Consider the following 21,363-nt stretch of genomic DNA (forward strand, 5'->3'; position numbering starts at 1 on the left):
TTCGGATCGGATCTAAGTCATGCCCCGCTTTTGTCTACCTTTTCCCCTCGAGCCCTATGTCGTTATCCGCTCCCCCCACGCCGGGACCGACACCCGCTTCAGCCCCTAAGGCGAAGTCGTTTGACCCTGTCGCGTCGCTGCTGGACGAGCGGATTTCTGAGGCGCAAAACGCACTGTGGTGGGCCGAACTCGTTCGCGGAACGCTCAAAACCGTGCTGGGATCGTTTGCTGCCATCGGTGCATGGGTGATTTTCGACCAGTGGGTGTATTCGCCGGGTTATTTGGGCCGAGTCCTGTTTTTCTCACTACTCGTCGCTTGGATGGTCAGCCGGTTTTTCTATCGCATTCTGCCCGTCCTTCGCAGCACGATTCGACCCGAGTATGCCACTCGATCGATCGAGCGGGACAACCCCGATATGCGTCAGGAGTTGACCAGCTATGTGACCCTTCATCACCAACAAGATGATTCCGCACTTCGCGGCAAAGTGATTCGTAGCGTTGGCGCTCATGCCGCCAACCGGCTCCGTCAGCACGACGCCTTGCCGACTGAGGCCACGGGCACACTCACGTGGTGGATCGCCACGGCATTGATGATGGGCGTCATTGTGGTCTATGCATTCGTGTCCCCCAAAAGTAGCGTCCAATCCGCCCGGCGACTGTTTTCCCCCATCGCTTCGATCGCACCTGCGAAACGCGTCGCCATCGCCGACGTCGTGCCGGGCAACCGCGACGCAATCGCTGGCCGTTCTGTCGCTGTTTCCGCCAGGGTCAATGGCCTTAGGCGGGACGAGCCGGTGTGGTGTCGTTGGCAGTTGGCTGATCGGACCGACGAAGTGGAATTGCTCTATGACGCAGAGAGCGGACGGCACTTGGGAGAGATTTCAATTGACCATTCCGTCTCGGGGGTCGTTCCTTACTGGCTTGTTGCCGGTGATGACCAAGCGGGCCCTTTCCGATTGCGTGTTCAAGATGTTCCGGTCGTCGCGATTGAGTCGATTCGTTATGCCCCGCCCGCGTATACAGGCACTCGGCCTCATACCAGTAGCAGTGCGGCGATCACGGGGGTCGATGGAACCGTGGTCACGATCCGTGCGAGAACCAATCGAGCCGTCGAAAAAGCCTACGTCCAATTCAACCCAAAACCACTTGGCGACTCGGTCAACGCGACCGCAGGCACGATGGAAATGGCAATCGATGATATGGGGATGCTGGTGACGGCGTCGTTCCCGCTGCGCCGCGTCAAAGAACGATCTGCGGCGGTTCAGCTCGAGAGTTATCGGATCCAAGTGTCGGATTCGGGGGGGCAGACCAATCCCACGCCGATCGTCTATCCGATTCGTGTGATCGCTGATCTGGCACCAGAAATCACGATCGCGCTGCCTCAGCAATCACCCAAGGATCTTTCGATCGAGGATCAACAGGTTTTCGAAATCCATGCCGCCGATGCTGATTTTGGGCTGAGCAGGATTGACTTAGAAATTCGTCGCGGGATCGATGTTTTGGCACGACCAACGCTTTGGCAAAGTGACGTTGGTGCGAAAGGCAATCAGATCGCCATTTACCGTTTTCGCCCGATTGAACATTTCTTGCGAGTGGGGGATGCCGTCCGAGTCGTCGCGGTTGCCAAGGACAATCGCCGTGACGAGAACGACTCGAAGTTGGAACCGAACGTAACCAAGACCGATCCGGTCGAACTGCGGATCACGATGAGCCAACCGCTTCCAGATCAACCTGACGCAAGTGATGGTGTGTCCGCGGCTGACGATCAACCGGCGGTGGATCCCTCCTCGAAGGAGCAGCAAGGTGAATCGGGGGGCGGTGCGTCCGGTGGTGGCGAGGGCGCAGCGGGCCAACAGCAGGCAGGTGATCCGCAGTCAGGCGAATCAGGAAGTGGGGGCTCTGGCAATGAAGGAGAGTCGCAGCCGTCGTCGCCCCCTCAGAATGGCTCGGATGGATCGCAAGACGCGTCCGAAAACGAGTCGCAACACGACGGTCAGGGCGGTGGTTCGAGCAATGGCGGCGATGCGGGATCGGATCGTTCCCATGCCGAGTCGAATGCGTCAAACCAGGATCAAGACGGCAGCGGTGATTCGACCGGTGAACCCTCGATGGGTGAGGAATCGCCCGCTGAGGATGGAGGTGAAACGACACCGGACGACGGATCGTCAAACCAGAATGGTACGGGGGCGAGTGATTCCGATTCGAGGGGACCTCCGTCGCAAAATTCCAATGCCTCACCGTCCGACCCAAGCTCAGGTGGCCAACCCTCCGGCGACCCGCTCTCGGACAACGGATCATCGCAAGCTCCGAAGCACGATGGCGAGACCATTGAACGAATTCGTGATTACCTCGAAAAAAAACGCCAAGAACAGGCTGGCGGTCAAGCAGCCAAAGAGGAATCGAACCAACAAGGCCGGCCAGAAAACGATCCCGCCGCGACGCCCGATACGGAAGGGATGCCCTCCGAAGATGCTGGGACCGAGCAAGGTGAACCGCCCTCGGATCCCCGTTCATCCGCCACAGAGAACGCCAGTGGCACGTCGGGCGACGAAGGACAGCCGCGACAACGAAATGGAAACGCCAGCCAATCAAGTGAATCTGCCAACTCGGCTCGGACAGGTGGCGACACCGCGGACGCAAGCCAGCAGTCCGACTCGGGTTCCGCCGATGCGGCGCAGGACAGCGAACAGGGAGACAGCGAACAGGGAGACAGCGAACAGGGAGACAGCGAACAGGGAGATTCCGGTCAGGAAAGCGAATCGCCGGATGCAGGTAAACCGTCGGGCAGTGACTCGTTAGAAAAACCGGATCAGCCGAAGGGCGATTCGATGGCCCACGATCCGCAGGATCCATCGCCACCAGGTCAGTCAACTCCGAATCCATCGGCTGACGAGTCCTCGTCGGCTGGGGCGGATGCCGCCTCGGGGAGCAACACCGCAGCTGCATCCGCCGAGGGTGCATCGCGTGAACCAGCGGAAACGTCCGAGAATAGCCAAGCCGAACCGAGTGAATCGGACGAGCGAAGTGAGGCGTCCCGATCGCAGGCCAACGAGGGTCAGAGCACGCGATCCGACCCACAATCCGACGAGCGCCGCTCGGAAGACCCCCGTGCGGCTGCTGCGATGCCATCTCAAGGCTCTGGTGGAGACGGGGCGGGAACCGAGGGGGGGGACGAAACGAACGATCCGCCCCCGCCGCCTGATCCTGTCGATCTTCAATATGCGAAGCAAGCAACCGACATGGTGCTGGATTATCTCGAGGAAACTCGCGACGAGCCGGATCAAGCGTTACTCGAAGACTTGAATTGGACCGAGCAGGATCTGCGGCAGTTCGCCGAAAGGTGGAAGAAGGTGCGTAACCTCGACCAAGCAAATCCAATCGATCCACAGACTCAGCGGGATTTCAGCGAGACACTCGAAAGTCTTGGGATACGCAAGCCGGGAAAGACGACCAGTCAGCGCCGTGAGCAAGCGGATGCACTACGAGGCCTAAAGGATTCTGGAAATCGCACACCGCCACCGGCCGCGTACCGCGATGCATTCGAAGCATTTCGTCGCGTGATCGGTCGGCAGACACCGTAGTTCGGCAGACACCGTCGTGCGGTGCGACCACAAACGGAGCGAGCTACCGTTCCGGTCACGTTGGTCCTCCGTTCAGCCCGCCGTGGAGCAGGTTCGGGTCACTTCTTCGGCCAAATCATGGGCGAACTCAGCAGGCTTTAGCGGTTTGGAGAACCAATGGTCGACACCGGTGTGCCCCATCGGCAATTGGAGCGTGGCCTGTTCGGCTCCACTGACCGCAAACAGTTTGATCCCTTCATACTCAGGATTGCTGCGGATCGCAGAAACGGTTTTGGGCCCATCCATCCGCGGCATGTTCATGTCGAGCAGGACGATGTCTGGGCGAGCGTGAGATTCCAAGTACTCCATTGCCGCCACCCCGTCTTCGACGGCATCCACTTGGTAGCCGCAAAGTTCCAAGAACCCAACCATCAATTGACGTTCGTTTTCATTGTCTTCAACAATCAGCGCGCGACAGGTACCGTCCGCTTTGATTTCGCGGCGAGTTGAAACGGGTTCGGCAGCCAATCGATCAAGATCCGCCAGTGAGTCGACGGCTCGTGCCAACGTCTTCTCCGCGTCACTGACCCGGCCCAGATCCAATTGGCGTTGCAGCAAATGCAAAGCGAGACTCGCCGTGTTCAGCCGATTGCGAAGCTCGTGCCGTGCCTGACTTGTCGCCTGTGCCTCGGCCTCTTTCTCTGCCTGGGGACTTTGTCCCAATGACCCCGTTTCGGCCATTTCCGATTCGGGCAACTCACCGCGAAGCACACGGATATCGCGAGGAGCATCGACACCCACGCGGACGGTTTTGCCGTCGACACGGAGAATCTCAATCGAAATACCGAGATTCGGGAAACGCAAGCTTTGATTCTTTTTGCGAGAAAGTACGAGCATAGAAGGGTCTCCATTCCGAGGCGCTCAAGTAGAAATCGTCTCTGCGGTGTATCCCCAGAGATGCCTGTCGACCCGCAACACGTCTAGCAAATGCACTAACGTCTGTGATACTTAACGATCGACAAGGCAAGCGCCCGACATCTTGTCGAGCACGTCCACGAGACGCACAACAGAATCCTTCCCCGCAGCTTGCCATCTAACCGAGTAAAGATATCGCATCGGTGGAAACGTGCAAATGCCAGTTTTTCAAGTATTGATAAAAACCAAATGCTAGCAACGGTTGCAGGCTTGCCTAACGAAAGTCCCGCGATCGTTGGTCGAGCTTGAAGGAATGCTCCGCCAGATCGGAAATCCGCCCCACAATCACATGAATCACTCCTTGCCGGTTTTCAAGCTTGCCATCGACCAACCACGCGTTGCTGGATTGGGCGATCCGGTAAAAGTTCTGCCAAACCGCGGCAAAGAACACCAAATTGATCGATCCGGTTTCATCCTCGATCGTTACGAATGTGATCCCCTTGGCGGTTCCTGGTCGCTGGCGGATCAAAACCAAGCCAGCGACGCGGACATGACGTCCGTCACGCAAATCGGGTAGCTCTGCTGCGCAAACGCAGCGTTCCGCTTTGAGCTTGTCCCGAACAAACGAAAGCGGGTGAGCTTTTAAGCTCATGCCCGTGGTGCTGTAGTCCGCCTGCACCTCCTGCTCCGGCGACATTGGGACCAACTCTTCGGGGATGGCCTCGTCATGCACTTCTTGCATCTCGAAAAGTGGCCGCGGTTGTGGTTTTTTTTCTTCTGCAAGCGACTGCCAAATGGCGGCGCGGCGATCCCCCGCAATCGATTGCAAGGCATCGGCATCCGCCAGCGTTGCGACGATAGCGTTGCTGATTTGCGTTCGCTTGACGAGTTCCGAAATGCTGGAAAAGGGGCCCTGCTCAGCTCGGTTTTTCAAAATCAACTCGGCCAACGATTGGTTCAGCCCACGGATCATCTGCAGCCCCAATCGGATCGCATGCTGAGACCGATTCGGATCCGCTCGGAGCGTCGACTCCCAATCGCTTTCGTTGATGTCGACGGGCAATGCTCGCACGCCATGTTTTTTTGCATCTGCGATCAATTGTGCCGGCGCATAGAACCCCATGGGTTGGCTGTTCAGCAGGGCCGCACAAAAGGCGGCGGGATAATGACGTTTTAAGTAGCAGGATGCATAGACAAGTAACGCGAAGCTGGCGGCATGTGATTCGGGAAAACCGTATTCCCCGAAGCCGCGAATTTGGCTGAACACATGTTCCGCGAACTGCTCGCTCAGTCCCGTTTCCCGCATCCCTTCAAGCAGCTTGATTCGAAATCGATCGATCACACCGGGGCGTCTCCAGGCCGCCATTGCGCGGCGAAGTTGATCCGCTTCACCGGGCGTGAATCCAGCTGCGACGACAGCCAGTCGCATGGCTTGTTCCTGAAAGATGGGGACGCCCAGCGTTTTCTCGAGAACACCACGAATGCGGTCGTTGGGGTAGACAACCGAATCAGGGTTTTCGCGAGCACGCAAATAGGGATGGACCATATTGCCTTGAATCGGTCCAGGTCGCACGATAGCGACTTCGACCACCAAGTCGTAGTAACATCGCGGCTGAAGTCGCGGCAGCATGCTCATTTGCGCGCGGCTTTCAATTTGAAAAACGCCGATCGTGTCGGCAGCGCAAATCATGTCGTATGTCGCTTTGTCGTCTTGTGGGATCGTTGCCAGCGACAAGGACCGATCATGATGCTTGGCAACCAGTTCGAAGCAGCGCCGAATGGCTGACAGCATCCCTAGCGCTAACACATCCACTTTCAAGATACCAAGATCGTCCAAGTCGTCTTTGTTCCACTGGATCACCGTGCGGCCTTCCATTGCAGCGTTTTCGATGGGGCACAATTCACACAAATCGCCCTGCGTCATCACCATGCCACCGACATGCTGAGACAAATGCCGCGGGAAGCCAACAAGCGTTTGCACCAGATAGACGAATCGTTTTCCGATTTCGGTGTCGGGATCGAGGCCTGCGCTGCGGCAGCGGTCAGCAAGATCGCCTGTTCGATTGAAACCGCTGACGTATTTCGATAAAGAATCAATCTGATCGGATGAAATGGCTAACGTTTTGGCGACCTCGCGAACGGCACTGCGAGTTCGGTAGCTGGTCACCGTTGCAGTCAACCCCGCACGATGGCGTCCGTACTTTTCGTAAAGGTACTGCAGCACTTCTTCACGACGCTGGTGCTCAAAATCGACATCGATATCAGGAGCCTCATTTCGCTCGCGACTGATGAAACGTTCGAATAGCAAATCGCTTTGGCTCGGGTCCACATTGGTAATGCCCAAGCAATAGCAAACGGCCGAGTTCGCGGCTGATCCGCGCCCTTGACACAGAATGCCTCGCTCGCGGGCAAACCGGACCAAGTCCCAGACGGTCAAGAAGTACGATTCATAGTTCAGCTCCTCGATCAATCCGATCTCATGGCGAAGCGTTTGCAGCACCTTTTCGGGAACGCCATCAGGCCAACGTTGTTTGGCACCTTCCCACGTCAACCGTTTCAAGTGATCGATCGGGGTGATCCCGGCGGGTGCGACTTCGACCGGGTACTCGTAGCGAAGTTGGTCAAGCGAAAAATTGCATTGCTGCGCGATCTCGATCGTGCGGGCAACCGCATCGGGCCAATCGCGAAATACGTCGGCAATTTCGATCAGCGAGCGCAGGCCATGCTGGCTGTTGGCGAACCGCTGTTGGTGAACCTGTTCGAGAGTCACGCCACAGCGAATGGCCGTGACGCAATCGTGCATCAACATCCGTTCGGCCGAGTGATAATGAACATCACCAGCCGCCACCAGCGGCACACCGCTTGCGAGCGATAGCTGCTGCAGTCGATTCGCCTTTTCTCGATCGTCGACACCACGAAGCAATTCCAAAAGCAGATACGCTCGGCCCGCAAAGGCATCCTGGAAGGGGCCTCTCAGAAAGTCGCTGTCGCAACGATCGGTTGGTATCACCGCAGCGATGAGCCCCTTGCTGTGTTCGGCAATGTCTTTCCACGCCAAATCGCAAGATCCCTTTTCCGCTCGCATCCTTCCAAGCGAGATCAACCGACACATGCGGCCATAGGCTGCTCGGTCAGTCGACCAGGCCACGATCGGCGGCGCATCGGAGGGATGAAGTTCCGTGCCGACAATGTACGGAATCCCTTGTTCTTTTGCCGGTGTATGGCCCCGCACAATGCCTGCCAGCGAAGCACGATCGGTGATCGCGATTCCTGCATACCCCAGCTCCGCTGCGCGCTGGACCAGCTCGTCGGGATGCGAGGCGCCTCGCAAAAACGTGAAGTTGCTTTTGCAATGCAGTTCAACGTACTGCATCTTCATAGCTGCCTTGGCAAGAGCATGAGCTTTTCGTGCAACCGCATTTCCCAAAACAAGATTCGGTTTGTTGCGGATGCGTTCTTGGGCGAAGGGGCGATCGGCAAAGTATCCATCCTTTTCGAAAACACGTGTTTAAAGGAGGTCGAGTTGCGCGAGCCAGATCATGCTCCAGCAGGCAATGCTGATTCCGTTCAATAGCGATGCAAGGATCAATCTTCGCTGCGAACGTTTCGAGCGATAGGTCCCCGCAGGGACACTCAGCGTGACGTAAATCGAATAGAAATTGACGAGCGGTGGGAGTACGAAAAAACCAACGATTGACGAATAAAAGGCCCGTCGAGTTTCCTCTTCGATCCGCGCGGATTGGTCGATAGGAGCCGGATTCTGAGCGTTGCGCGCATCGTGTCGGTCACCCACATCCGCAGGGGGAGCGTAGGGATTCTGAGAATCTGCTGTCGCGGCAGCCAACGGGGCTGACTTCACGAACTCGCTTGAGAAAGCGGACCTTTCCAAGACCGGAAGACCACCCTCGATGCGGCCCGCTTGATCCTGATCATCCCGTTTCTTGTTGCAGCTCCAACAGACCTCGAATGCGGGTTCATTCTGCTCGTCACAACGCGAGCAGATCCAAGGCGTGGCCTGATCAAGCAGCAGTTCATCGGCCTTGAGGATTTCGATGGCCCTCCGGTAATCTTTTTCAGCGACCTCGACGCGAGGCATCCGGTTGGTTGGCGCGCCGCCCAACCCTAATGCCGTCACCGGATCGGTCCCGGTCACGATCGACGAAATGCCTTCGGTCGCCAAGCGATTGCGGATCGTTTCCGCCGAAAAAGCATCCGCGCAAACGCGGACAATGCACATCGAATGCTGCAAGTGAGATCTCCTTAGACCTCTCCGGCTACTCGATCCCGAGCAATTCGACTTCAAAGATCAACACCTCATTGGGGCCGATCGCACCTTGGCTGCCGCGCTCGCCATAAGCCAATTCGGATGGGATGTACAACATCCATTTGTCGCCGACTTTCATCTTTTGAAGTGCCATCGTCCATCCCTTGATGACTTGGCCAACACGGAACTCGGCCGGAGTGCCGCGTTGGACGGAGCTGTCGAATACCGAACCATCAAGCAGTTTGCCGGTGTAATGGACCTTGACCGTGTCGGATGCGGTTGGTGAAGCGCCATCCCCTGCTTTGATCACCGAGTATTGCAGTCCCTCGCCAAGTTGCTTGACCCCTTCCTTCTTGGCGTTCTGTTCAAGCCATAGCTTGCCTTTCTCTTTGTTCCGCAGCAGCATTTCTTCTTGGCGTTTTCGGAGCAGGGCTTCGATCTTGCCTTGGACGCCCTTCAACTGCTCGTCGGTCATCGCCGGTTCCGTGTCGTTAAGCCCATCCGTTACGCCTGCGACCAACGCTTTTAAATCCAAATCCTCGGCCTGGAATCCCTGCGATCCCATTTGTTGGCCAATGGAAACCCCTAAGAAATACCCCATCTCTTCCGAGACGGTGTTGTATGTTCGTGCTGCAGTTTCTTGTGCCATGAGGGACCCTGTTGTCGAGAAAAGGGTGACAAGAGCCAGCCCGGAAAAAAGAGAAGGGATACGCTGCGTCATTTTGGAAGTCCTATTTTGCAAAGTACATGTTTAAACGCGGAGTATACCGGCACAACCCAAATCGCGTTAGGACGGCGCCCCCGGAAACGCTCAGCCCCAAAATCGAAGCTGGCCTAAAAATCGAAGCTGGAACCAAGCACTAACCCTTGGGCCCAAAGATCGTGGCCAAAAGGATCACGCCACCAATCAACAATGCCAACGCAACCAAGCGTCCCCAGCCGATTTGCGGTTGCTCGCGGCCTCGCAGTCGATCGGCGATTTGTTGCTGCAGCAGCAGGCGTCCTCTTTCGGTGACCGCGTCGGCACCCACGTCGGATGATTGGCCGTCCGAACTGCGTTCGACGTGCAAGTCATACTTCTCGCCCAGTTGAAGCATGGCCCCTTGGACCTTTCTCGCATTGAACGGCCGATCCTCGGGGTCCTTTTCGAGCAATTGGTCGATGATCGCGTCAAGTTCCTGCGGGCATTCAGGAACCAATTCTCGGACATGCTGAGGTTTCTGGCGGAGATGCTGCTCGAACAATTGAGCGAAGTTTTCTCCCAAAAACGTTTTTCGCCCGGACAGCATTTCGAACAGACAGCACCCCAAGGCGTAGAGATCGGTCTTGCCCGAAATCATCGCGTCGCCGGTGATCTGCTCCGGCGACATGTACGCATGGGTTCCGACGGTCAATCCGGTGGCGGTCAAATCGCTGCTGGTCAGATCGCGAGCAATTCCAAAGTCCCCCAATTTGACATCGGCCGACTTGGTGAGAAAGAGATTGCCTGGCTTTAAATCGCGATGAATCACACCGTGATTGTGAGCACACTGTAGGGCAGAGCAGATTTGGCGAGCGACATCCACGACCACCTGCCATGACAAATGGCCATTGGCTTCGAGCAGTTCCTTGACCGTGCCGCCTTCCACCAATTCCATGATGTAATACAGCAGCCCGTCATCCGCTTCGCCGCCGCCGTAATAGCCGATAATGTTCGGATGTTGAAGCCGCTGTAGGATCGTCATTTCCCGCTGAAAACGAGCGCGAATCAACTTGTCGCTACTGATCCCGGGATGCAACTTCTTGATCGCGAAACGCTGGCCCGTACTCGATTCGATCCCTTCGTAGATCGTTCCGACGGTTCCGACACCTAGAATGGCCCCGAGTTCGTAATCTGCGATTTGGGACGATGGCACGTCGAAACCTCAGCAGGCAGTCGAAAAAGCAAGCGTTAAGCCGCCTCCGCAGATACTAGGCGCCGATTTTCTCGATCTTCACGCGAGTATGAATTTGACGATGGCCGGTTCGACGCTTGCTGTGCTTGCGACGTCGGAACTTCTGGATGAAGATTTTCTTGTCCTTCTTGGGGCCGATGACCGATGCCGTTACCGTCGCGCCATCGACCGTCGGCGAGCCGAGTTTCAGCCCTTCGCTGCCGCTCAATGCGAGCACTTTGTCGAACGTAATCTCAGCGCCTTGGGAGAGGTCACGAAAATCAATATCGACCTCCATCCCAGGTTCAACGCGGTATTGGCGGCCACCATCAACAACGATAGCGTACATAGATGCACTCACAGTGGAATTCAAACGGTTTGCAGTTTGTCGAGCGGCGCAGTGTATCGGCGGACCGATCCCAAGTACAGGCCTCGGGAACAGCCGATCGAGGAATTTTTGCCGAATTCCGCCGCGTGAAGCCGGGGCCCGTGAAGCCGGGGCCCGTGAAGCCGGGGCCCGTGAAGCCGGGGCCCGTGAAGCCGGGGATTGCACCCTGCAACTTCCCTTTCCCTGCGATTCCCTCGTAACGGAAAAATAGGATTGGTTCGCACTACCGGTCTGTTTTGACTATTCGGCACCGGATTGGACAAGTATCCTTAGTAATAACCCCCCAGAGGGGGCGATGATGCGAGGGCCGAGACTAGACTGGGCCATCAGGGACAAAGCACTAGCTTCGGCTCCTCGGATTTGTGTACTTTTGGGTTGTTTGTGTATTTTGGGTTTGAGCGGACTCGGGTTCGTTCACGTAGCTCAGCAACCTCGTTTGGCCAAATAGAAGGCAAGTGGAATGTGTGGAATTGTCGGATACGTTGGCAGCGACGAAGCAGGCGAATTCTTGATCGACGGGCTGCGGAGACTCGAATATCGAGGCTACGACAGTGCCGGGGTGGCCATTCATGGTGGGGCGACATTTAGTATCACACGATCGGTCGGCCGGATCGATTCGCTGGCGGCTGAACTCGGTGCCACGATACCGTCCGGTTCGCTCGGGCTGGGGCACACCCGGTGGGCAACCCATGGGCCGGCAACTCTCGAAAACGCTCATCCGCATCTTGGGGGTAGCGGCGAAGTGGTCCTCGTGCACAACGGTGTGATCGAAAACTTCCAAGTGCTCAAAGATGAGCTGATCCAAAAGGGTTACGTGTTCGCTTCCGCAACGGACAGCGAAGTGATTGCCCACTTGATCGCGGAAGGCTTGAAGCAGACACCCGCCAACGAAGAACAACCCAATTTGCGTTACCTGGCTGCGGTCCAATGGGCCGTGTCTCGGCTCCGCGGCACCTATGGGCTAGCCATCGCCTTTCGCGATCATCCCAACTTCATGATCGCCGCCCGTTTCGGCAGCCCGTTGGTGATTGGCGTTGGCAGAGGCGAGTACTTTGTTGCCAGCGACGCGTCCCCCTTGGTTGGACGAACCGATCGGATCGTTTACTTGGCCGACCATCAATTGGCAGTTCTGACGCCCGAAGGCTTCTCGGTGCTGCACCGCGACCAAGGCAAAGTGAGAGTGGATATTCGGCCGCTCGAGACCGATTCGGGGGAAGCAAGCTTGGAAGGCTTCGACCATTACATGCTCAAGGAGATCTATGAGCAACCGGAATCGATTCGAAACGCGATGCGAGGCCGATTGGATGACGAAAACGCGACCGCGGTTTTTGGTGGGTTGAACCTCACACCGCAACAACTTCGCTGTGTTGAGAGGATCATTTTGACCGGCTGTGGCACAAGTTGGCATTCGGCGCTCGTCGGTGAATACTTGATCGAAGACGTTGCTCGGATTCCGGTCAGTGTTGAATATGCCAGCGAGCTACGATATCGCAACCCACCCATTGAAAACAACACCTTAGTGTTCGGCATCACGCAAAGTGGCGAAACCGCGGATACTTTGGCCGCGCTACGCGAAACCAAACGCAAAGGCCACCGAACGTTGGCGATTTGTAACGTCGTCGGCAGTTCGATTGCCCAGGCGGCGGACGGTGGAGTCTACCTGCATGCGGGACCAGAAATCGGCGTGGCCAGCACCAAAGCTTACACATCCCAATGCTGCGTCTTGGCGATGTTGGCGTTGTACTTTGGGCGTCTGCGTCACGTCAGCTTCGAAAGTGGCAAAAGGATCATCGACGAGCTGCGGCAACTGCCGGCGGCGGTCCAGCAAGCCTTGTCGTGTGACGAGCAAGTTCGTGACGTTGCCAAGAAATACCAAAATGCTTCGACCGTCTTGTATCTAGGCCGGCAATATAACTTTCCCACTGCACTTGAGGGTGCACTGAAGCTTAAAGAAATCAGCTACATCCATGCCGAAGGCTATCCAGCCGCCGAGATGAAGCATGGGCCGATTGCTTTGGTTGATGAACAGACACCAAGTGTGTTCATCATTCCGCGCGGCACGACCTACGACAAAGTCATGGCCAATATGGAAGAAGTCAAGGCGCGTGGTGGGCCGGTCATTGCATTGGCAAGCCGCGACGACCCACAAGTCGAATCGCTGGCGGACGACGTCATCCATGTCCCCCAGGTGCCTGGGTTCACACAGCCGATCGTGAATGTCATCCCGCTTCAACTCCTTTCCTATCACATTGCACTGCTCAGGGGCTGCGATGTTGACAAACCACGCAATTTGGCGAAAAGCGTTACCGTTGAATAGCCCTCATCTTATCACGGAGAAATCATGAACATGAAGAAAACCACCTTGAGTGAAAACTCACGTAAGGCACTGATGATCAACATTGGTGAAACCGCAGGCCGCGAGATTGCCGATTTGATCACTCAAATGGCTGCTGAGATTGAAGAACTTCGACGCAGCAAAGTCAGTGTGACGCGGATCGTTCCCGGTACCATTGAATCGGTGACCATGGTCGAGGAACCTGTCTAGCAACGTCACGGCGATACCGGCTGGCTCCACGATTTCGAGAAAAAGCAATATGAAAACTCATCTGGTCACCGGTGCAGCCGGATTTATCGGCTACCACCTTACGCTTCGTTTGTTGCGGCGTGGTGAAACCGTCGTCGGATTTGATAACGTCAACGACTACTACGGCGTCCAGATCAAACGCGATCGTTTGTCACAGCTTCACGCCTTTGATGGCTTCACCTTTGTCGAGGCGGATTTGGCGGATGCGAAAGCACTCAACGCGGTCTTCGCTCGACATGATTTCGACCGAGTCGTTCACTTGGCCGCTCAAGCTGGGGTGCGTTATTCGATCGAGAACCCGCACGCCTACGTGACCAGTAATTTGGTGGGATTCATGAACGTGCTGGAGGCTTGCCGGCATGCGAAGACACCGCATTTGACCTATGCCAGCAGCAGTAGCGTTTACGGCGGCTGTACCGCGATGCCTTTTTCGGTTCATGACCGCGTCGACCATCCGCTCAGCCTCTATGCGGCGACAAAAAAGAGCAATGAATTGATGGCTCATACCTACAGCCATCTGTATCGGCTGCCGACCACGGGGCTGCGTTTCTTCACGGTCTATGGTCCTTGGGGACGTCCCGACATGGCGTTGTTCTTGTTCACGAAAGCCATCTTCGAGGGCAAGCCGATCAACGTTTTCAATCATGGGAAAATGCGACGCGATTTCACCTACGTTGACGACATTGTGGAATCGGTTGATCGTGTTTCCGAGCAGGTGGCCCAGCCGAATCCCGATTGGGACAGTGATGCCCCCGATCCGTCCACTAGCCAGGCGCCCTACCGAGTCTTTAACATTGGCAATCACTCGCCCGTGGAATTGTCGCGATTCATCGAAGTGATCGAAGAACAGATCGGCAAGAAGGCAGAGAAGAACTACATGCCGATGCAGGACGGCGATGTTCCAGCAACGTATGCTGACATCGAAGCCCTTGAAAAGGCGGTGAATTTTCGCCCTGCGACGTCGATCGAAGAGGGAGTCAAACGCTTTATCGATTGGTACCGCGAGTACTACAAGGTGTGACCCCCTCTTGAGCCGGAATTCCGCCGTAGACCGGAACAAGGAAACGGGGCCGTGAGCCGATCGAGTTTTGGACTGCGGTGAAGAAAAAATTCCCGATGTTTACGTCAAAGTGAACTCGCAAGACCACGCGCGTGTCATGCACCGCGTCGGAGTGACCAAGTCGATGTTTCCCAAGCGAAATTCTGCGATCCGTTTAGGGACATCGCTGGTTGCCGGCACCGATGATGCCCTCGCCCGAGCCGCGAAGTTGCGGTAAATTAAGCTGTTGTCCCCCAAATCACCCCCCCATTGCCCTTTTGTCCCCAACACCTTGCATGCTCACTGTGCCCACTTTTTCAACTGCGCGAACCGAAATCGCGGGACTCGCGATCACCGAATTGGTCCGCACCTTCGGGACACCGTTGTACGTTTACGATCAATCGGTGATCGACCAGCGAATTTCCGATTTATCGGCGTTTGACCGAATTCGCTATGCGCAAAAGGCCAGCAGCAATCTTGCGATCCTTGATCGGATGCGACGGCAAGGGGTTGTGGTTGACGCGGTCAGCGCAGGGGAGGTTCGTCGAGCCATCATGGCTGGCTTCTCACCCGATCCCGCGAAGCATGAGATCGTCTACACGGCGGATATCTTCGACCGCGAATCCTTGGAATTGGTCGTTGAGCATTCGTTGCATGTCAATTGTGGTTCGCCTGACATGATCGGCCAATTAGGAGCACGGCGCCCAGGAGCCGAAATCACGCTGCGGATCAATCCTGGCTTTGGCCACGGGCATAGCCAAAAAACCAACACCGGCGGTGAGCAAAGTAAGCACGGAATCTGGCATGAGCAAGTCGATCAGTGCCTGCTCGAGGCCGATCATCACGGCATGATGATCACGGGCTTGCACATGCACATCGGTTCCGGAACCGATCTGGAACATCTCAGTGCCGTCTGTGAATCGATGGAACGGGTGGCGATGAAGGTGGGCCGAACCGTGCGAACGATCAGCGCCGGCGGCGGCTTGCCGGTTCCCTACAAGCGTGACGAGACGTATGTCGATTTGGCAAAGTACTTTGAGTTATGGGACGCGACACGTGACCGACTCTCCAAAGCTTTTGGGCATCGAGTGGAACTGGAAATTGAACCAGGACGCTATCTCAGTGCCGAAAGTGGTTTCTTGATTGCGGAAGTTCGCAGCGTCAAGAAAGTTGGCAACAATCTGTTCGTGCTGGTCGATGCCGGTTTTAACGATCTCGCTCGCCCGGTGATGTATGGTGCCCATCATCCGATCTCCGTTTGCGGCGCTCGCGGTGACGTTTCTTCTCGCGAAAGCGTTGACGTGATCATCGGAGGACCGCTGTGCGAATCGGGTGACATTTTCACTCAGCGCGAGGGTGGCTTTGTCGAAAGTCGCCCGCTGCCGATGCCGTTTGTCGGGGACTTCATTGCAATCGAAAACGCTGGAGCCTATGGGTTTGTGATGTCTAGCAATTACAACAGCAAGACGCGAGCCGCGGAGGTGCTGATTGAACAGGGGCAGCCCAAGTTGATTCGCAAGCGAGAAACCTTCGACGATCTCGTCCGTGGCGAAGTGATTCCCGATTAGGGCATCGGGACCGCGTCGAACTCGTCCAACGTGATGCCTGTGTCGACGTCGGTTTCCAGCATCTTGACTCGATAGCCCCAAAGGTTGGCCACGTGCCGAAGCGTTCGATTGCATTCCTCTTTGTTGAGCAGTTTGCCATTTCGAACGCGATGCGTGAGCACCAAGCGACGGCTGCCTTTTAGGTCGCAATCGGTCACTTCGATGTCGGGTTCTTGATTCGACAGATCATACTGTGACGCCAATTGGCGGCGAATGTCACGATAACCCGAATCATCATGAATCGCATCGACGGTAACGAATCGCGACTCGGCTCGGTTGCCGACTAAAAACAATCGCATTTCGCGGATCAGTCGGGGGCTGAGGAATTGAAGCACGAAGCTTTCATCGCGAAACTCGGCCCAGGCATTGCGAAGGGTCGTCATCGCATCGCCGTTGCCGGCAAATTCAGGAAACCATTGGTGATCTTCGTCATCCGGGGCATCGCAAATCCGCTGAATGTCACGCATCATTGCGAAACCGAGCGCGTACGGGTTGATCCCGCTGTAGGCTTGGCTGTCAAACGGTGGTTGCGTGACGACGGCCGAATGCATGTGCAAAAACTCTAACATCGCGCCTTCGTCAATCTGTCCGCGGTCGTACATCCGGTTCATGATTTCGTAATGCGTGAACGTGGCACAGCCTTCGTTCATCAACTTGGTCTGACGCTGTGGGTAAAAATATTGCGCCAAACGGCGAACAATCTCCAACACCTCTCTTTGCCAGTCCTTCAGCTTGAGTGCGTGTTGGGCAAGAAAGCCAAGCAGGTTTTCTCGCGGCAAATCCAACGCGGCCCGTTCGATTTGCGTCTTCTGATTTGACTCACGGACGGATTCGGAATCGCTCGCGTTGCGGGCACTGGGTACCGTCCGCCACAAATCATTGTAGTTCGCCTCGAAGTGATCACGACGTGCCTTGGCCTTCTGCTCTTGAGCGGCGAGCGATTGTCTTCGCGGCGCATACCGGTCGACCCCCTGAGACATCAAGGCGTGAGCCGAATCGAGCAAGCTCTCGACCGCCTCGATTCCATAGCGTTGCTCACATTCGGCGAGGTAGTTCTTCGCATAAGTCAACTCGTCGAGCACCCGATCGGCCCGTGTCCATTGACGAAACAGCTGGTTGTTTTTGAAAAAATGGTTGTGTCCGAATGCCGCGTGGGCAATTACAAGTGCTTGCATCGTGGCCGTGTTTTCTTCCATGATGTAGGAAACACAGGGATCCGAATTGATCACCAATTCGTATGCCAAGGATTGAGCCCCTTTACGGTAGAGCAATTCCTCACGGGCAAACTTCTTGCCAAACGACCAATGCCGGTACATCAGCGGCATTCCGATTGCCGCATAGGCGTCGAGCATCTGTTCGGACGTGATCACCTCCATCTGATTGTGATAGACGTCGAGTCCAAGTTCATCCAGTGCGACCTCTTCGATCGCATCATGAAGGCGTCGAATCAGATCAAAGTTCCACTCCGAGCCGCGATAGAGAAGTCGTGTTGGGTTCATGAATTTTCCAATCCAAAGCGACCTATCCGCGAAGGGTGGCATGGCCAAACAGGTCGTGGAAAACCGGGAAGATTTCCGATGCTTCAATGACTTCGGCGCGGGCAAAGTTTTTGTGTCGTTCGGTCAGCGGCGTGTAACCTTCCCACAAAATACTGCTGCCCGGAAAGATCTCGTCGCCCACTTCGATGTACGCATAGTATTGGCACAACGGCAAAACGTGCTGTTCGAGTAACTCCAACGTGTGTGGCATGTCATAGTCAAAGTTGTGACCGTCGGACACTTGAGCGGCGTAGATATTCCAGTCCTCAACCGGGTACCGGTCACGAATGACCTTCAACATCTCTTCGAAAGCCGATGAGACGATGGTTCCGCCGGTTTCTCGGCCGTGGAAAAAGGTGTCTTCATCCACCTCGCTGGCCGTGTACGTGTGCCGAATGAAGACAAGCTCAACAGCACCGTAATGGCGATTCAGGAAAAGGTGCAACAGCATGTAAAAACGTTTCGCCAGATCTTTCAATTCCTCCGTCATCGATGCGGAGGTATCCATCAAGCAAAACATCACCGCTTGCGTCGTCGGACGCGGCACGCTTTCAAACTGCCTATATCGCAGGTCAACGGTGTCGAGGTACGGCACGCGCTGCAGGCGGATCCGTTTCGAATGGAGTAGTGAAGTGATTCGCTTGACTTCTGCATCATCGGCTTCGAGTTCCGCCTTGTGAAGCAACGCTTCGAGTTCCGCCATTTCTGATTTGGAGGGGCGTCCGAGTGCGATCCGCCGCGACAAGCTGCGCCGCATCGTTTGCCGCAAATTCATTCGCTGAGGCGCACCCTCTTTGGAATACCCCGCTCGAACGCGCGCCGGAGACGTCATCGACTTGAGCTTCTTTTTTGCCAGATTGGGCAGTTCCAGATCTTCGAAAAAGAGGTTCAAGAACTCGTCTCGCGTTAACACGAACGAGAAATGGTCTTCGCCGTCTCCGTCCGGACTTCCCTTTGATCCCCTTCCTCCACTCGTGTCGGGTTTGGCGATCCGATCGCCTTGTTGATATTCCTGATTGCCCGGCAAGACGTAATCACGATGGCCAGCGCCCGCGTCGTGATGAAACGAGGGTTCCCGCAAATCCTTGCTGCGGATCGAGACCTCTTGGCTCCCCTCCAAATCCGCGATCTTGCGGGATCGTAACGATTGATTGACGGCTTCTCGAATGTGTGACTTCATCCGCCGCAGAAAACGCTGGCGGTTTCCCAGACTCTTCGATTTTGGGTTGCGGCGGCGGTCAATAACGTGCATGGGTCTCTTTTGATGACAGATGACAGATGACAGATGACAGATGACAGATGACAGATGACAGATGACAGATGACAGATGACAGATGACAGATGACAGATGACAGATGACAGATGACAGATGGCAGTGTCTTCTAATGCTCTACCCCGATTTGCTCACTCGCATGTACCAATCGACCAGTCGCCGAACTTGGCGTGGTGTGTAGCCTCGCTGGGTCATCCGATCGACAAATTCATGATGCTTTTGCTCGGCATCGCTGTCTTTCTTTGCACCAAAGCTGATCACCGGCAGCAGCTCTTCGATTTGGCTGAACATTCGTTTTTCAATCACATCACGAATCTTCTCGTAAGAAGTCCAACTCGGGTTTCGCCCGTCCTTCTTGGCTCGGGCTCGTAACGCGAACTTGACAACCTCGTAACGGAAATCCTTGGTATTCGCGATGCCAGCGGGATGCTCGATCTTTTCGAGTTCCCCGTTCAGTACCTCGCGATCCATCAATTGTCCGGTATCCGGATCCTTGAAATCCTGGTCATCAATCCACGCGTCTGCGTATGAGATGTAGCGATCGAAAAGGTTTTGACCATAGCTATGGTACGATTCGAGATAGGCTTTACGAATCTCATTGCCGATGAAGTCGGCGTAACGCGTGGCCAATTCCTCCTTCACGAACTCGATAAAGCGTTTTTCGACGTCTTCGGGCAATTGTTCACGGCGGATCGATTGTTCCAACACATACATCAAATGAACAGGATCCGCTGCCACTTCGGCGGTATCAAAGTTAAAGGTTTCCGACAGTATCTTGTAGGCGAAACGGGTCGAGACACCCTCCATCCCTTCACTGACTCCCGCCGCATCATGGTATTCCTGAACCGTGCGAGCTTGTGGGTCGGTGTCCTTCAGCGATTCGCCATCGTAGACTCGCAGTTTGGCGTAAAGGCTGGAATTCTCGTGTTCCTTCAAACGTGTCAATACCGAGAATCTCGCCATCATCTCAAGCGTGTCCGGAGCACAGGGTGCCTCGCCGAGCTCGCTGTTGGCGATCAGTTTGTCGTAGATCATCCGTTCTTCGCTAACGCGTAAACAGTACGGTACTTTGACCACACAGATTCGATCCAAAAACGCTTCGTTGTTCCGATTTGCCTTGAAACTTTCCCATTCTGATTCGTTCGAGTGAGCGACGATGATGCCTTGGTAGGGCATCGCCCCGACATTCTCGGTTCCCACATAGGTCCCATCCTGTGTCGCCGTCAAAAGCGGGTGCAGCATTTTGAGTGGTGCTTTGAACATCTCGACGAACTCCATCAAACCTTGCGTGGTTCGATTCAATCCGCCTGTGTAGGAATACGCATCGGCGTCATCTTGGCCAAAGTGTTCGAGTTTGCGAATATCGACCTTGCCAACCAAAGAAGAGATATCCTGGTTGTTTTCGTCCCCCGGCTCTGTTTTCGCAACACAGCAGCGGCGCTGTTCCGACGGCGTGACGCGCACAACCGAGAACTTGGAAATGTCGCCACCGAATTCATCGAGACGCTTAACGGCCCACGGGGACATGTAACCCGGCAATCGCCGCTGAGCAATTCCATATTGGTCTTCCAGCAGCGAGCCCATCGTGGCGCGGTCGAAGAGCCCAAGGGGGCTCTCATAGATCGGGCTGATTTCGTCGTCGGCACACAAAACATAGACCGGTTGCTTTTCCATCAAACGCTTGATCTCTTCCGACAAAGAACTCTTGCCACCGCCAACCGGCCCGAGCATGTAGAGAATCTGTTTGCGCTCTTCCAGACCTTGGGCCGCATGCCGGAAATAGCCGACGATCCGTTCGATCGTTTCCTCAAGTCCATAGAAATGGCGAAACGAATCGTACGTCTTGATCGTCCGGTTCATGAAAATGCGACCGAGCCGCGTGTCTTTGGACGTATCCACCAAGGTCGGTTCACCAATGGCGTTCACCATCCGTTCGGCCGCTGAGGCGTACAGCAACGGATCCTTGCTGGCCGTCTCGAGATACTCCTTCAGCGAAAGCTTGACCTGCTTGCTCTTTTCGTACGTTTCGCTGTACAGCGCCAATATGTCGTTTTGGTTCGTCATCGTTCACAGACCTGTGTGTCGAGATCCTGCACAAACCCAAGACGTCCATGCCGATTTGGCGAATCACAGTCTTCACGACCATGAGGGCCACGCCAGCGGAGGGGTTCTCGTGTCGGCGAAAGAGGAGGGCGGGATCGAACTTGTTCCCTCATTATAGGATCGTGCTGCAACAGACCCCAAACATTTGACCCGGGATTGGTCTGAGTGCGCAACCGCAA

At 55.6% G+C, this 21,363-nt stretch carries 14 protein-coding genes; 5 read left to right on the top strand and 9 right to left on the bottom strand.

Annotated elements, in window-relative coordinates; translation table 11 throughout:
* Nucleotides 1-56 precede the first annotated feature (56 nt).
* Nucleotides 57-3,581 (top strand): hypothetical protein, encoded by a 3,525-nt coding sequence (locus tag Poly41_RS21895; RefSeq protein WP_146528865.1) that lies wholly within the window; start codon nt 57-59, stop codon nt 3,579-3,581.
* A gap of 72 nt (nt 3,582-3,653) precedes the next feature.
* Here Poly41_RS21895 and Poly41_RS21900 read toward each other — a convergent pair whose 3' ends face one another.
* From Poly41_RS21900 to rplU, 6 genes are all read right to left on the bottom strand, one after another.
* Nucleotides 3,654-4,457 (bottom strand): response regulator, encoded by an 804-nt coding sequence (locus tag Poly41_RS21900; protein ID WP_146528867.1) that lies wholly within the window; start codon nt 4,455-4,457, stop codon nt 3,654-3,656.
* 292 nt (nt 4,458-4,749) lie between these two features.
* The gene (locus Poly41_RS21905; RefSeq protein ID WP_146528869.1) at nt 4,750-7,848 is read right to left on the bottom strand and encodes an error-prone DNA polymerase; all 3,099 of its coding nucleotides are present in this window, start codon (nt 7,846-7,848) and stop codon (nt 4,750-4,752) included.
* Between the two features lie 135 nt (nt 7,849-7,983).
* Complete coding sequence (locus Poly41_RS21910) at nt 7,984-8,724, bottom strand: putative signal transducing protein (RefSeq protein ID WP_146528871.1); 741 nt, start codon at nt 8,722-8,724, stop codon at nt 7,984-7,986.
* 25 nt (nt 8,725-8,749) lie between these two features.
* Nucleotides 8,750-9,388: an FKBP-type peptidyl-prolyl cis-trans isomerase gene (locus tag Poly41_RS21915; protein WP_146528873.1), complete on the bottom strand. Its 639-nt coding sequence runs from the start codon at nt 9,386-9,388 to the stop codon at nt 8,750-8,752.
* A gap of 211 nt (nt 9,389-9,599) precedes the next feature.
* The gene (locus Poly41_RS21920; RefSeq protein WP_146528875.1) at nt 9,600-10,634 is read right to left on the bottom strand and encodes a serine/threonine protein kinase; all 1,035 of its coding nucleotides are present in this window, start codon (nt 10,632-10,634) and stop codon (nt 9,600-9,602) included.
* A 55-nt stretch (nt 10,635-10,689) separates the two neighbouring features.
* Nucleotides 10,690-11,001 carry a 50S ribosomal protein L21 gene (rplU, locus tag Poly41_RS21925; protein ID WP_146528877.1) on the bottom strand — a complete coding sequence of 104 codons (312 nt, stop codon included), beginning with the start codon at nt 10,999-11,001 and terminating at the stop codon, nt 10,690-10,692.
* A gap of 499 nt (nt 11,002-11,500) precedes the next feature.
* Between rplU and glmS the strand changes: the two genes are divergently transcribed.
* The 4 genes from glmS (at nt 11,501) to lysA (ending at nt 16,231) form a co-directional block, all read left to right on the top strand.
* Nucleotides 11,501-13,357: a glutamine--fructose-6-phosphate transaminase (isomerizing) gene (gene glmS, locus Poly41_RS21930; protein ID WP_146528878.1), complete on the top strand. Its 1,857-nt coding sequence runs from the start codon at nt 11,501-11,503 to the stop codon at nt 13,355-13,357.
* A 24-nt stretch (nt 13,358-13,381) separates the two neighbouring features.
* Nucleotides 13,382-13,585 carry a hypothetical protein gene (locus Poly41_RS21935; protein ID WP_231615841.1) on the top strand — a complete coding sequence of 68 codons (204 nt, stop codon included), beginning with the start codon at nt 13,382-13,384 and terminating at the stop codon, nt 13,583-13,585.
* 49 nt (nt 13,586-13,634) lie between these two features.
* A complete protein-coding gene (locus tag Poly41_RS21940; protein WP_146528880.1) occupies nt 13,635-14,645 on the top strand; it encodes an NAD-dependent epimerase in 1,011 nt (336 codons plus the stop codon).
* A gap of 314 nt (nt 14,646-14,959) precedes the next feature.
* The gene (gene lysA / locus Poly41_RS21945; protein WP_146528882.1) at nt 14,960-16,231 is read left to right on the top strand and encodes a diaminopimelate decarboxylase; all 1,272 of its coding nucleotides are present in this window, start codon (nt 14,960-14,962) and stop codon (nt 16,229-16,231) included.
* Here the strand turns inward: lysA and Poly41_RS21950 are convergent.
* The 3 genes from Poly41_RS21950 to Poly41_RS21960 all read right to left on the bottom strand — a co-directional run bounded on the left by Poly41_RS21950 (nt 16,228) and on the right by Poly41_RS21960 (nt 21,145).
* Nucleotides 16,228-17,769: a SpoVR family protein gene (locus Poly41_RS21950; RefSeq protein WP_146528884.1), complete on the bottom strand. Its 1,542-nt coding sequence runs from the start codon at nt 17,767-17,769 to the stop codon at nt 16,228-16,230. The genes lysA and Poly41_RS21950 overlap by 4 nt on opposite strands.
* Before the next feature lie 22 nt (nt 17,770-17,791).
* On the bottom strand, nt 17,792-19,060 hold the full coding sequence (locus Poly41_RS21955; RefSeq protein WP_146528886.1) for a YeaH/YhbH family protein: 1,269 nt from the start codon (nt 19,058-19,060) through the stop codon (nt 17,792-17,794).
* A 138-nt stretch (nt 19,061-19,198) separates the two neighbouring features.
* Nucleotides 19,199-21,145 (bottom strand): PrkA family serine protein kinase, encoded by a 1,947-nt coding sequence (locus Poly41_RS21960; protein WP_146528888.1) that lies wholly within the window; start codon nt 21,143-21,145, stop codon nt 19,199-19,201.
* Between the last annotated feature and the right edge of the window lie 218 nt (nt 21,146-21,363).

Source organism: Novipirellula artificiosorum, assembly GCF_007860135.1.
Classification (GTDB): domain Bacteria; phylum Planctomycetota; class Planctomycetia; order Pirellulales; family Pirellulaceae; genus Novipirellula_A; species Novipirellula_A artificiosorum.

Coding starts and splice junctions, on each gene's coding strand:
- Poly41_RS21895 (WP_146528865.1), top strand. CDS start 57: ATGTCGTTATCCGCTCCCCCCACGCCGGGACCGACACCCGCTTCAGCC.
- Poly41_RS21900 (WP_146528867.1), bottom strand. CDS start 4,457: ATGCTCGTACTTTCTCGCAAAAAGAATCAAAGCTTGCGTTTCCCGAAT.
- Poly41_RS21905 (WP_146528869.1), bottom strand. CDS start 7,848: ATGCAGTACGTTGAACTGCATTGCAAAAGCAACTTCACGTTTTTGCGA.
- Poly41_RS21915 (WP_146528873.1), bottom strand. CDS start 9,388: ATGGCACAAGAAACTGCAGCACGAACATACAACACCGTCTCGGAAGAG.
- rplU (WP_146528877.1), bottom strand. CDS start 11,001: ATGTACGCTATCGTTGTTGATGGTGGCCGCCAATACCGCGTTGAACCT.
- glmS (WP_146528878.1), top strand. CDS start 11,501: ATGTGTGGAATTGTCGGATACGTTGGCAGCGACGAAGCAGGCGAATTC.
- Poly41_RS21935 (WP_231615841.1), top strand. CDS start 13,382: ATGAACATGAAGAAAACCACCTTGAGTGAAAACTCACGTAAGGCACTG.
- Poly41_RS21940 (WP_146528880.1), top strand. CDS start 13,635: ATGAAAACTCATCTGGTCACCGGTGCAGCCGGATTTATCGGCTACCAC.
- lysA (WP_146528882.1), top strand. CDS start 14,960: ATGCTCACTGTGCCCACTTTTTCAACTGCGCGAACCGAAATCGCGGGA.
- Poly41_RS21950 (WP_146528884.1), bottom strand. CDS start 17,769: ATGAACCCAACACGACTTCTCTATCGCGGCTCGGAGTGGAACTTTGAT.
- Poly41_RS21955 (WP_146528886.1), bottom strand. CDS start 19,060: ATGCACGTTATTGACCGCCGCCGCAACCCAAAATCGAAGAGTCTGGGA.
- Poly41_RS21960 (WP_146528888.1), bottom strand. CDS start 21,145: ATGACGAACCAAAACGACATATTGGCGCTGTACAGCGAAACGTACGAA.